Source organism: Candidatus Ozemobacteraceae bacterium (assembly GCA_035373905.1).
Lineage (GTDB): Bacteria > Muiribacteriota > Ozemobacteria > Ozemobacterales > Ozemobacteraceae > MWAR01.
In genome coordinates this window covers 14724-27283 of sequence record DAOSOK010000052.1, presented here as the reverse complement: position 1 = coordinate 27283, position 12560 = coordinate 14724, and the positions used below count along the sequence as shown (strand labels likewise).

Below are 12560 nucleotides of genomic sequence, written 5' to 3'. Positions count from 1 at the left end.
GCCGCACGCGACCGGCATGCCCGTGAAAGGGGAAAACGTTGCGGAAACCGTTCCGCGGATGATGCGGCTGATATCCCGCAGAGCCCTTTTCAGGCACCTTTCAGAGAAGCAGCAGGACGCTGCCGAGCGTGATCAGGACGCCGCCGGCCGCCGTCATTGCCGAGATTCTCTCGCCGAGCACGAACCAGCCCAGAAGCATCGATACGACCGGCGCGCCGCCGAACAGCAGGGGGAAGAGTTTCGAGACCTGGCTGTCTCTGAGGGCCTCGTAATAGAAGTATTGCGCTATAATGAGCGATATAATACCGCTGGCCGCGAACGCCAGGAACTGCCTCGCGCCGAGGCCGTTCCAGCCTTCCCTGAGGTCCGGCACGGCATACAGGAGGGGCAGCAGCACGAGAACGGCGACCGACACGCGAATGCCGATTCCAATGAAAGGGGGGATTTTCTTCGCATCCAGAGCAAGTTTGTCGAATATCGGAATGAGCCCCCATAACACGAGGGTTATGAGAATATACGCCGTCGTTCTCGTGTTCACGGACATCTCCTGTGATCGTATGACTCGAGTAGAATGCATTATCCTATCCCCCAGGATAGTATAATTTCTTACGATTGGCAAACAGACTCGCATCACGAGGAACGCGTCGATGGACTGCCCGTTCGAGCTGAGGCGTCGAAGCGCGGACCAGCGCTCTCCAGTGCTTCAAATGTTCGCCCATCGAGACCTCAGGGTGTACGGGAGGTGAAGGGTGTTTCAGGCCGTGTGTTTTGAGGATTGCATTTCTCTCTCTGCCCTTTGTGCCTTTTGAGAACTCTGCGATTCAGCCGTTGTGCAATGAGTGCTCTCGATCTGAGCCGGGATGGAAGATGTTGCCTTGAGGGGACGGGCGGGGTATGCTTTTTCAAATACCAGCGGATGCAGGTGGGGGCACCCCGGGAGGACGCGATAATGAAACCGCTCGAACTCAGCTCGATCTCGGAAGTCTGGAAAACCGTGCTGGCGCAGCTTACGACGGCCATCGCCGGCGTCGGCGGGGAGGTGCAGGTCTGGTTCCCGTGGGGACGCACATGGCGCGGACACGACGGCCGGGGCTCGCTTCCTCCGACCGAACTGCCCGACGAGTTGTCGGCGGCCCACGCGGGCATGCATTTCGCCGGCCGCTGGTGGAAGCCCGTTTCGGCCGCCGGAATGACCTGGCTGATCAGCTTCCGGGTCGCCGAGGGAACCGAAGCGGCGCTCTCCGGCTGGAATCAGCCGAAAGACGTCGAATCTGCGCTCGGGCTGCTCGGGGAGTTCGTCAGGCTCGAATCCCTGCTCGGCCTGTTCCTGAAAGTTCTCGAGAACAGGGCCATCGAAGAGTTCGGCCACTGGGACCGCGTCCGCAACTATTGTGTCGCGATTGGCCGGAACATGGGCCTCTCCCAGCGCGAGCTCGTCGATCTCGAACTCGCTGGCCTGCTTCACGACATCGGCAAGGTTTCGATTCCCGCGACGCTTCTGGAAGAGCGCCGCCCGCTTTCCGCCGCCGAGCGCCGCCAGGTCGAGTCGCACGCGATGGTCGGCTCGGCCATGATCCGCGAAATTCCCGGCTTTGACCGGGTCGCCGATGCCGTGCTTTCTCACCACGAGTCCCCCGATGGCTCCGGCTACCCGCGCGGTCTGCGGGACCCCGATATCCCGCTTGCGGGCCTGATCGTTTCGGTCGCCGACGCCTTCGATGCCATGACCCATTATCGCCCCTATGCCGCCGAACGCACGTATCGCGAATCGATCGTCGAGATGTCTGGCAAACGGGGAAAATACGATGAGCGTGTACTCTGGTCGCTCCAGCAGGTACTGAAACAGCTCGGCATCCTCGAAGTGCGTCCGATTGCCGCCCCGCCTCAGAACGCGGCTTCCCAATCCTGATTGTATTTCACGTAATATCCTTCGCGGAGGAACCATCATGCGGCTTGTGACTCGGCTTCTGATATGCGCGCTTTTCCTGTTCGCCTGCGCCCTGGGCGCATCGGCGGAAACCGCCTCCCGGCCCCCGGCAAAAACGGTGCGGGTCGGCATCGTGCTGTCCGTCGGCGGACTCGGCGATCACGCCTTCAACGACGCCGCGTATGCGGGAATTCAGAAGCTGCGGCAGCTGCCCGGCTGTATCGTCGACGTGGTCGAACCGGGAGACGTGGCTGCGATCGAGAGCAGCCTCGAATTCCTCGCCGCCCGACGGTCGACTCTGGTCGCGGCGATCGGAATCTTCGCCAACGAAGCGGTTCGTCGGGTGGCCTCGAAACACCCCGACGTGCCGTTCGTCCTCCTCGACTCCGTCGTCGAGCTTCCCAACGTCATGTCGGTGCTGTTCAACGAAGAGGAAGGCTCGTTCTACGCGGGAGCGTTCGCGGGCCTTCTGACCAAAACCCAGAACATCGGATTCCTCGGAGGCATGGTGTCTCCCGTGATTTCGGCGTTCGAAAAGGGCTTCCGGAACGGCATCGCGTTCGTGAATCCGCAGGCGAAACTGCTCGTTGAGTATGCCGGCGACACCCCCGAAGCGTTCAACTCCCCGGAAACGGGGAAAAAGCTCGGCCTGAAGATGGCGTCCGAAGGGGCCGACTTCGTCTATCACGCCGCCGGCCGCACCGGGCTCGGACTGATCGAAGCCTCCCGCCGCTCGTCGTTCCTGGTCATCGGCGTCGACGGCGACCAGTCGGGCCTTGCGCCGGGAAAAGTCGCCGCCAGCATGGTCAAGCGCCTCGACGTGGCTCTGGATGCCGCCGTCCGGGCTGTTCTCGAGAACCGCTTCAAGGGGGGGGGCCTGACGCTTGGCCTGGCCGACGGGGGCATCGAGCTGGATATTTCCAGGTTCAATGCAGGACTCGTCACCCCCCTCATCGCGCAGCGCCTTGCCGACGTCGAAGCGTTTCTCCTGCACCGCACCCCTGCATCCCAGAACGCCTCCGCACCTCTCCGGGCCCAGGACTGACCCGCACCGGGCATTTCGCAGGGTACCTTCCGCACCCCCGGGGGCGGTACGTATAATGAAGAAGTCTCGTACGCACCTTAGCCCTTCTTCACGCAGGAGGAACATCATATGAACATGAGCATCACGTATCGCAGGCGCCAGGAAGTCTCGATTCTCCTGGTCCTGTCGATGGTCTTCTCCCTCTGGGCCGCCGTTCCCCAGCGCGTCGACGCCGGCTTCCTCCAGAGCGTCGGCAAGGTTCTGAAGGGCGTCGTCATCACGGCGGGCAGCCTGGCCGGGGCCGCCATGGGCGCCGTGCTCGGCATGGCCGTGGGCGGCGGCCCGATCGGTATGGTCGCCGGCGGGGTCGGCGGATTCATCGTCGCCAAGAAACTTATGGGCTGGGCTACATCCAGCTTCGCCAACGTCGCGACCGTTCTCGGCGCTGTGGGTGGCGGCCTCCTCATGGCCGGAATGGGCTTCCCGATGCTCGCCATCGGCGTCATCGGCGGCGGTCTCATCGCACGCGGCGTCGCCGCGCTGATCAAGAAACTCACGGGCAAGAGCGCGATCCTCGTCAATAAAGAGCGACTGGCGATCCAGGAGGAGCGCTCGAAGTCGATCATCGAACGCCGCCTTGCCGAAGCGGGTACGACCGCCCACGCCGCAGCCGCGGCCCCGACCCCGACCGCGACGGTCACCTCCGGGGAAAAGACGTCCGAGCAGGTCTACGACCAGTATCTCGCCGCCTACCGCGCCTACATGGCCGCGACCCAGACCGGCGACGCCAAGGCCGCCCAGCAGGCCTACACCGAATACCAGAAATATCTGACCCTCTATAACCAGATGCTCAAAAGCGGCAAGTAACCGCTCCGCGACCGAACCCGCACCGCCCGGCACGTCGAACGCCGGGCGGTTCTCTTTTCATCCGCAGATGACGCAGATCCCCTCGATTTGAATCATTTTCTGCGTCTCTGCGCCTGACATGTTCATCAGGATTAAGACAGAGGGGCGGGTTTGAAACCCTGATTCTTACCCACTGCGGGATACTCTTGAATGGTACCTTCACCAAACGCCACACCGGCTATTGTTAGAAACGGTTTTTCGAAATTCGCAGAGTGACACTCTTGGAGCCGGCCGAACCGATCCGTAAGCGAATCCCATGGCTTGCCATGCCCGTCCAGGAAGGACGGGCACCCCGCAGATCGCCAGGATGGCGATTCTAAGGGGTTCTGGCAAAGCCATGGAGATGAGCGGGAGGCAATCGGTTCGAGCTGGCGGAAAGGTGTCACGGCGCGATTTTCGAAAAACGGAGACCCGCCCTGCAAGTCTGCATTTGAACGGCCTTTGCGAAGATGTGGGCAAGATTGAGGGTTTGAAACCCGCCCCTCCAGCCGATATCGCATGAGAAAACCGGAATGCTCGTCGTGAGCGGATCGGTGGCGGGCGCGAAAATATGATATCGTCGAGACGGAACGGATTTCACAATTCACCGAAGGGGAGGGGACTCACATGACGGCGACAAAAACGGCCCCGCGGGCCGATATCGGGATCTTCGGCGGAAGCGGCTTCTACTCGTTCGTGACGAAGACGGAAGAGGTGAAAATCAACACGCCCTACGGCGCCCCCAGCGACACCGTCGAGATCGGGGAAGTGGGCGGCGTGCGCATCGCGTTCATCCCGAGACACGGCCGCGGCCACGCTATTCCGCCCCATGCCGTGAACTACCGCGCCAACCTCTGGGCCATGCGCGAACTCGGCGTGTCCCGCATCGTTTCCCCCTGCGCCTGCGGTTCGCTCCAGCCCGACATCAAGCCGGGCGAGTTCGTCGTCTCCGACCAGTTCGTCGACCGCACGAACGGCCGGAAAGACACCTTCTGCGACGGTCCGTCCGTCATGCACATCTCCTCCGCCGACCCCTACTGCCCCGAACTGCGCGAGATCGCGGTGCGCGTCATCCGTGAAAACGGCATCAAGGCCCACGACGGCGGCACGATCGTCGTCATCCAGGGGCCGCGCTTCTCGACGAAAGCCGAGAGCCGGTGGTTCACTCAGATGGGCTGGCACACGATCAATATGACCCAATATCCCGAGGTGGTGCTCGCGCAGGAACTCGGGATCTGCATCGTAAATATAGCGCTCGTTACGGATTTCGACGCCGGGCTGGTCGGAAACGTTCCCGAAGTGACGGCCGTCGAGGTCATGGAAGTGTTCAAGCACAACGCGGAAAACCTGCGCCGCATCATGGAACCGCTGATCAAGGCCATTCCCCGCGAACGCGCCCGGTGCCGCTGCCGGCAGAAACCCGCCGAGGGCATCATTTCCTGAAGAAACGTCGGGCGCGCCTCATGCCGAATGCGAGCCCGACGTTTCCTCGTTGGCTCAGGAAACCGCGATCATCTCCCTGATCGCGCGGAAGCGCTCGTCGATGTCTTTCCGGGTGAGGGTCTTGTAGGTGTCGAGGCTGAAATTCTCGACGGTGAACGAGCCCATCGTGCTTCCGTAGAGCATCGAGCGCCTGAACCCGTTTTCCGAAAGGTCGCCGTGCTCGGCCAGGCTGCCCATGAAGCCGCCTGCGAACGAGTCGCCGGCCCCCGTCGGGTCGGTGATGTCCTTGCAGGGGAAAGCCGGGGCGAAGAACCGGCCGGCCTCGGTCACGGTGAACGCGCCGAGTTCGCCGAGCTTGATGACGAGCCGCTTCGGCCCCATCGACAGCAGCTTGGGAACGGCCCCCGACAGCTTCTTTTCGCCGCTCAGCATCAGGGCTTCCTGCTGGTTCAGGAACAGGACGTCGATGCGCCTGAGGACCTTCTTCAGGTCGTCCAGCGCGCTCGTGATCCAGAAATTCATCGTGTCGAGGGCGATCAGGCGGGGCTTTTTCACCTTCTCGATCACGCGCATCTGAAGCGCGGGATGGATATTGGCCAGGAAGAGAAACTCGACGTTTTGGTAATCGGCCGGCAGCTTCGGATCGAATGTCTCGAACACGTTCAGGCAGGTCGAATGGGTCGTGGCGTCGCCGAAATCCTCGCCGTACGAGCCCGACCAGTGAAACGTCTTCCCCTCGACGCGCTCGAAGCCGGACGTGTCGACGCCGTGGCTCTTCAGAAACTCGATATGCGCGGCCTCGAAGTCCGTTCCGGCGACGCCGACGAGGCCGACCTTCGTGAAATAGCTCGCCACGGTCGAAAAGTAGGTGGCCGAGCCGCCGAGCGCCCGCTCGCGCTTTCCCTTCGGTGTCTGCAGGGTGTCGTATGCAATCGATCCGACCACGATCATCTTGACGCTCATCGTTTGTCCCCCGGTTTGATGCGGATTTGAAGAGGCCCCATGGTAACAGGAAATCCTCTCCCGCGCAAATCCCGTCTTCCGTTTTTCAGCCTTTCAACGCCATCGTCAGAACAAGAAAAGCAGCTTCGTCACGGAGAACACAAAAAACACGGAGGTTTTCACGGAGAAAAAGAAAACCTCTGTGTTTATCGTGTTCTCTGTGATGAGCGACCTTCCATCTGAGATGTAAGGTGCTTCAAGTTACCGGCGCTTTCTGCGGACGGTCGCGGGTTCCTATATATAAAAATATATTTCCGAGGGCGAGGATGATGATGGCGGAAAAGCCCATCGTCGAGACGATCGTGACGTCGACCCAGGGGCCGGCCCCCCAGACGCTCAGCCCCCACAGAAGCAGGACCGACGACAGACCGTCTCCCGCGCGGAAGACGAGCGTGTCGATGAAGCCTTTTCCCTGGTATTTCTCGTCGTGGCTGAGCGGGGTGAACAGCAGTTCGCGGACGGCGCGGCCGGTCGAGTAGTTGAGGGCGTAGCGGACTACGCCGACGGCTGCGGCGATGTCGAGCAGGGGCATGCGGATCAGGAGCATCGAACCGACGATCTGGGAAACCGGCAGCAGCAGAAGGCCGATCGTCGGGTAGCGGAGGCCCATGACGAGCCGTGTCACGAAGAACTGCGTCACGAGCGAGAGGCCGTTGATCATGTTGTAAATGTTCGCCCAATACACGGTGCGCGCATCGGGCGAAAGCCGGGCTGCCTCCATCAGCGCGTTCATCTGATACGAGAAGATGCTGCTCGCGAAGGTGTACAGAAACATTTCCAGGGCCATCAGCGTCAGGTAGGCCGAGGTGAAGGTGACGACGAAGCCGTCCCAGGGGCTCGCCTTTCTTGCGTGATGATCCTGCCCGTCAGCCACTGACACCGGTTCTGACGGCGGGGTTTCCCGGGAAACCGCAGAAACGGCCCTGCAGCGCCGGCTGATGAACCGCATGCACCAGATCGTCGGCTCGAGCAAGACGGCGGCGACGAGAAACATGTTCGCCGTTCCGAGCACGCTCGTGAGCGCGACGGTGATGATGCCGCCGCACAGGCCGCCCACGAGGCCGCCGTACCCGATCGTCGGATACAGTCGCTTCCCCTGGTCCGTCGTGAAGGAGTCGTTGATGAACGACCAGAACATGCTGGGCATGAACAGGCCGAACAGGTTCACCCAGATGAAATACAGCGTTATCAGGCATACTCGCGAGGTCGGAATTGCCAGCCAGCCCGGAAACCAGGCCGGAAGGCTGGCCGGGTCGATCCAGATGCCCGTGCCTGCGGCTGGATGAGTGGTGAACTGGAAAATCGCCCAGAACAGGACGAGTGCAACACTGCACGACCGCGTCAACCAGGTGATGAAGCGTTCGCGGTCGAACCTGCCGACGAGCCAGCTGTACCCCGCGTTCGCCCCGATCAGCGACAGCATCGACAGGATGTTCAGCGCCGGGATGCGTTGCGCGCCCAGTTCGATCGCGAGTCCCTCGCGGATCGGCTTGAGCACGTAATACGAGGTGATGACGAAGAAAAAATACGCCAGGGCGACCAGCGCCACGGAACCCTCGCCCGCCCGCGCGCCGAGCCACGATTCCCAGCGGGCGGGCGGAGCGGCGTGCCGGTCGCTGCCATACTCCTGTTCCGTCATGGCCGCCATTATAGGAGGTACAGCGAAGAAAGAAAAGAGTGAAAACGGAAACGGCCCCGTGCCGATTGCACGGGGCCGCTGATGATGCGGTTTGCCTCAGTTGGGGAGAGCCGGATCGAGCGGGGGAAGCGGCTGTCCGCCGGAGATCGGGGCCGGGGCCTGGGTCGCGCCGCCCTGGTTCGAGCAGCCGCCCGACGGCTTGTGGCCGCGCTTCACCCGGCGCCAGTGACCCTTGGTGTGATGCTTGTTGTGGGTCTTATAGTGGCCCTTGACCCAGACGCGCTTCGGCTTCTTGCCGGTGATCTTCGATTTCGCTTTCACGGCGCTGTCCATGATGCCGTTCTTGATCGCGCAACCCGTGCGCACGACCGCTCTGCGGGTCTTTTTCGCCGCCATCTTGATCTTGTGCTTGACCGCGCGCTTCACGCGGGTGAAGAAGCCTGCTTTCTTGTGGTGATGGCCTTTCGCTTCGGCCTTGTCGGCTTCGCCGCCACCGAACAGGACGCCAAGAGCGAGAAGGGCGACTGCGAGCACTTTTGAACGGCTTATCATCTTTTCGTTCCTCCGTGTTCTTTCGAATGCGCTGGGGGAATTATGTTTTGATTGTACAAACGAACCGGGGGGGTGTGGGAAAAAAAGCGGAACTTTTATTTCTCGGCCACGCCGCCGTGAATCGCGCACTTGATCGATCCGCCCCTGCTGAGGTCGCCGACGGAGGAATACGAGCAGCCCGGCTCGGGAAGCGACAGGCCCGAGGGGAGATACCCTTTCATGACGAGGACGCCGCCGGGGCCGTAGTCTTCGGGGGAAAGCGTCGTCTTCATCGTTGCATTGTCCATGTTATACATTTCGATCGCGCCCAGCAGCACCCGCTGGTTCGCGAAACATGCGGTCTTCCGCGCCTGCATCCTGGCTTTCTGGAAATTCGGAATGGCGATCGCTGCGAGAACGCCGACCGTCGAGGTCAGCAGCATCGGATTCGCATCCTTGAACATCTCCGGGAGCTGGATCGACAGCAGAAGGCTCGTCGGCGTTTTTTCCAGCGTGACGCGCTTGAGCAGGGTCGCGCCGATCGCGAGAAGCGTCTTCTGCATGCGCCATTCCAGCAGCAGGGTGCCGGGATCCATCGTGTCGGCCTTCTGATCGAGCTTTCCGTTCTCTTCCTGGATTTTCGCCGCGGCCATGCTTTTGAACGAGTCGATCATCGATGCGCCGACTTCGGCGCCGCCGGTCTGGGAAAAATCCAGCCTGAGGTTCAGGACGCCCGCAGCGACCGAAAGCCTGACGGTCTGGAGCGAGGTGAGCATCAGCCGGAACCCCTCGGGAAGTTTCCCGCTCTGGGTCTTGAACTCCGGCTGTCGGTCGAGCAGGCGGGCTGCCTCGATCTGGAGATCGATGCCTGAGATCGCCGGCTGAGCCGCTGACTCGAGCTGGGAAAAGAACTGGTCGCCTGCTTCGATCGCCTCTCTGGCGATCTTGTGTGAAGCGATGCACAGCGTGTCGGGGGCCGAGAAGAACACGGTGACGAGTTTCCCCTTCACGGCATTCTTCGCGCCGATCTTCACGGCGCCTTCGCCGAGCGACTTCTTCTCGAGCATGCTGATCAGATTTGGAAGCGCGGGCATCAGCCTGGCCTGGTCCAGGTTCCCTTTCAGCTGGACAAGAAGCATATCCTCGGAAAGGCTTCCCGTGCCGCCGTCATCGAGAACGAACAGCCGGATTTCCTTCAGGTCTTGGTCGGGAAGAAAGTCGATCCGCTTCCTGACGGTCTCCTCGATCTTCCGGAACTCGTCTTTCAGCTCGGGAAAGCCCGCGGCTGCCGGGTTCATGCCCGCGAGGCCCGCGGGGAACGGCATCCGGAGCGCGATGAGCGGCTTGCCGACATCGGCGGCGTCGGCCGCCGCGCCGGCCAGGATGGCGGCCAGCACGGCCGTTATGACGAACAACGTCCTCAGAATTCCAAGTGATGACTTCATCGGGTTCTCCTTTGTGAATCCAACATCGGGTACGAGGACAGTATATGTCATTGCGGGATGGCGGTGTGGAGTCGCTGAAACTCTGCCTGGGTGAGGATGTTCGCAAACAGACCGGCCAACGCCGGCATGTCCGGGTGCCGAGCGCGGATCGCTCCGACGTCCCTCTCCAGGTCCGCGACGGAGCCGGTTTCGAGCCGGACGCGCACGGAGCCTGCGATTTCCCGGTTCAATTGATCGATCCGCTCGATCCGTTCTGGCGACGAGACGGGCTCGTCAGTGCCGACGATAGAGGCATACTCGCTGATCAGCGCCGACAGATCGGCCGCTGCGACCGCCTGGGCGGGTCGAGGTGATTCGCCGGAATCCTTGATGTCGAGGCGATACCGCACCTTGGGGTCGAGGCCGAAGAACTCTTCCGGATCGCCGATCGGGGTCTTCCCGATCACGAAGACGAACATCGTGTCGAAGCCCTCGGGAACGTCGACGACGCTGTATCCCATCTGGGTGCGGACCTGCGGGGGCGGCGGCGTGTACGGGTCGTCCGGGGAATACGGGCCGCCCGGCAGCATGACGGGCTGGATCGGCGTCCGGCCGGTGGTGGCCTTTATATTGTCCATGATATGGACTTGAACGCGCTTGCTGCCGGAGTTGTCGATGAAGACCGTCAGCACGTCGAACTGGTTGTTCGCAGAGGTCAGATCGCCGGCGAAGTCGATCCGGAGGGTCTTTCTCGCGACCGCCAGGTCGACCTTGACCGCGTCGGCGGCCCAGAGGAACACGTCGCCCCAGAGCATGCCGGGGAGCGCCTTGACGAGGTCGGACGGCGCCGGTTTCACCTCTTCGAGACCCTCGCCGAGGGAATACCGGCCCTTTTCCAGCGCCGGATCGTTCAGAAAACAGGTCAGGACGAACTCGCGGTGGGCGGCGGTGAAATCGGTTCCCAGGCCTTTGAGGAGGGCGTCGTAGCTCTTGACGCCCTTTTCCTGGTCTTTGACCAGGGCGGTGAAGAACGCTTTCCGTTGCTGTTCGCTTCGCAGGTGGCGCGAGGTCAGAAACGCGTTCCAGAGATACGTCTGGCCGTAATTGGCGAGCATGTTGAACCGGTTCCAGGCCACGAGACTGTTGTCGGGGGTCCGGGTGAACGCCTTCACCTGCGCCGGGTGCCCGTATCCGCAGAACCAGGTCGCCATCTGGGAACAGCCCTCGTTGACCCAGGTGTTTTCCTTCGGATCCTGGTGAAAATGGATCATGTGCTGGAACTCGTGCGCGACGACCGACAGGAACGTGCGGCTGGTGACGTCGGCAGGATTGAGATCGATATACAACATTTCCCGCCGGTTGCCCTTGAGTTTGCTGTCAGCGGGGAGCTGGCCCTCGGGATACTCGTCGCCGGGGTTGAAATAGCCTGCGGTATACATGCCTTTCGGCTGGTAGCCGTCCTTGATGTCCATCAGCAGAAGGGTGATGCGCGGGTCGTCATCGATGCCGGGGTTCCATTCCTGTCCGAAATGCCCCGTGACGGTGGGATAGATGCGCGTGTCGAACTCGTCGGCGATCTCTTCGAGACGCGCGGCGGGAACGGTCTGCCCCTTCTCGAGATACACGTAACAATGCTTCCCGACGACCTCGAGCGAGGCCGGCGTGCGCTCGAAGGTGTTGGACGCGATATTGCAGGTCCAGAACTCATCGACATCGCCCGCCTTTTTCGCGGGGAGTTCGCGCGACAGCGAAAGACCGAAGGGAGCCGGGGTGTCCGCCTCGGAGCCCTCCAGGCGCGGTGCCGGAAGGTCCCGGGCGTAGCCGGTCAGCAGCTGCGTGGCGTCGAACGGCGCGTCGCCCGCCGGTGCGGAAAAAGCCGTGACGGAGAAACTCATCATGATTCCCAAGGCCGCAAGCAGACCGAACCGTCGCATCCGTTTTCTCCCTGAGGGGGTTTTGGGAAATATAGCAAGTTCCATTCCTGTATCGATCTCGTGAAAAGCCGCTTCGGATCAGTGTTTCTATTCAGTGAGCCAGGAAACGCCGAAAATTGGGTGACGGCGGCGCCGAATTTCCCGCAGGCGGGCTGAAGAGGCCGAACAGCAAGAAACCCCGCACGTCTGCGCGGGGTTTCAGGATGTCGGTCTTGCTTACTGGGGCATCGCCGGATCGGAGGGCATCGGGGCCGGGGCCGGAGCCGGAGCCGGAGCGGAGGCGCCGCCGGAGGACTTGTGATGGCGCTTCACGCGGGCGAAGTGACCCTTGGTGTGCTTCTTGTTGTGGGTCTTGTAGTGGCCCTTGACCCAGACCTTCTTGGCCTTCTTGCCGGTGATCGCGGACTTGGCCTTCACGGCGCTGTCCATGACGCCGTTGGTCACGGCGCATCCGGCCTTCACGACGGCGCGGCGGGTCTTCTTGGCGGTCATCTTGGCCTTATGCTTCACGGCACGCTTCACGCGGGTGAAGAAGCCGGCTTTCTTCTTGGTTTTCGCTTCGGCCTGATCGGGGGCGGCGGGAATAAGAAGGCCGATGGCGATCAGGGCTCCGAAGAGGACCTTGGCGGTTGACTTCAACATATTCTTATTCTCCTTCTTCTTTTTCGTTCGGTTCGTCAGGATCGATAATTCGATTATACGAACCGGCGGGGGGGTGTGGGGAAGTTTCGCAAAAATATGTACGGAAGAC

Annotated in this window: 11 protein-coding genes; 4 read left to right on the top strand and 7 right to left on the bottom strand. The window is 61.8% G+C overall.

Going from position 1 to position 12560, the window contains the following annotated elements:
• Positions 1-100: 100 nt before the first annotated feature.
• Entirely contained in the window at positions 101-538 is a 438-nt protein-coding gene (locus PLU72_18650; GenBank protein ID HOT30205.1) for a DMT family transporter, read from the bottom strand.
• A 411-nt stretch (positions 539-949) separates the two neighbouring features.
• Between PLU72_18650 and PLU72_18645 the strand changes: the two genes are divergently transcribed.
• The 4 genes from PLU72_18645 to PLU72_18630 all read left to right on the top strand — a co-directional run bounded on the left by PLU72_18645 (position 950) and on the right by PLU72_18630 (position 5279).
• The gene (locus tag PLU72_18645) at positions 950-1909 is read left to right on the top strand and encodes an HD domain-containing protein (protein ID HOT30204.1); all 960 of its coding nucleotides are present in this window, start codon (positions 950-952) and stop codon (positions 1907-1909) included.
• Positions 1910-1946: 37 nt separating this feature from the next.
• Complete coding sequence (locus tag PLU72_18640) at positions 1947-2972, top strand: BMP family ABC transporter substrate-binding protein (GenBank protein HOT30203.1); 1026 nt, start codon at positions 1947-1949, stop codon at positions 2970-2972.
• Between the two features lie 108 nt (positions 2973-3080).
• Positions 3081-3818: a hypothetical protein gene (locus PLU72_18635; protein ID HOT30202.1), complete on the top strand. Its 738-nt coding sequence runs from the start codon at positions 3081-3083 to the stop codon at positions 3816-3818.
• Between the two features lie 645 nt (positions 3819-4463).
• Complete coding sequence (locus PLU72_18630) at positions 4464-5279, top strand: S-methyl-5'-thioadenosine phosphorylase (GenBank protein ID HOT30201.1); 816 nt, start codon at positions 4464-4466, stop codon at positions 5277-5279.
• A 54-nt stretch (positions 5280-5333) separates the two neighbouring features.
• Here the strand turns inward: PLU72_18630 and PLU72_18625 are convergent, their stop codons facing one another.
• The 6 genes from PLU72_18625 to PLU72_18600 all read right to left on the bottom strand — a co-directional run bounded on the left by PLU72_18625 (position 5334) and on the right by PLU72_18600 (position 12451).
• Positions 5334-6242 (bottom strand): PfkB family carbohydrate kinase, encoded by a 909-nt coding sequence (locus PLU72_18625; GenBank protein ID HOT30200.1) that lies wholly within the window; start codon positions 6240-6242, stop codon positions 5334-5336.
• A gap of 235 nt (positions 6243-6477) precedes the next feature.
• A complete protein-coding gene (locus PLU72_18620) occupies positions 6478-7920 on the bottom strand; it encodes an Npt1/Npt2 family nucleotide transporter (GenBank protein ID HOT30199.1) in 1443 nt (480 codons plus the stop codon).
• A 96-nt stretch (positions 7921-8016) separates the two neighbouring features.
• On the bottom strand, positions 8017-8472 hold the full coding sequence (locus PLU72_18615; GenBank protein ID HOT30198.1) for a hypothetical protein: 456 nt from the start codon (positions 8470-8472) through the stop codon (positions 8017-8019).
• A 95-nt stretch (positions 8473-8567) separates the two neighbouring features.
• Entirely contained in the window at positions 8568-9896 is a 1329-nt protein-coding gene (locus PLU72_18610; GenBank protein ID HOT30197.1) for a hypothetical protein, read from the bottom strand.
• 47 nt (positions 9897-9943) lie between these two features.
• Entirely contained in the window at positions 9944-11809 is a 1866-nt protein-coding gene (locus tag PLU72_18605; GenBank protein ID HOT30196.1) for a hypothetical protein, read from the bottom strand.
• Between the two features lie 216 nt (positions 11810-12025).
• The gene (locus PLU72_18600; GenBank protein ID HOT30195.1) at positions 12026-12451 is read right to left on the bottom strand and encodes a hypothetical protein; all 426 of its coding nucleotides are present in this window, start codon (positions 12449-12451) and stop codon (positions 12026-12028) included.
• Positions 12452-12560: the final 109 nt, after the last annotated feature.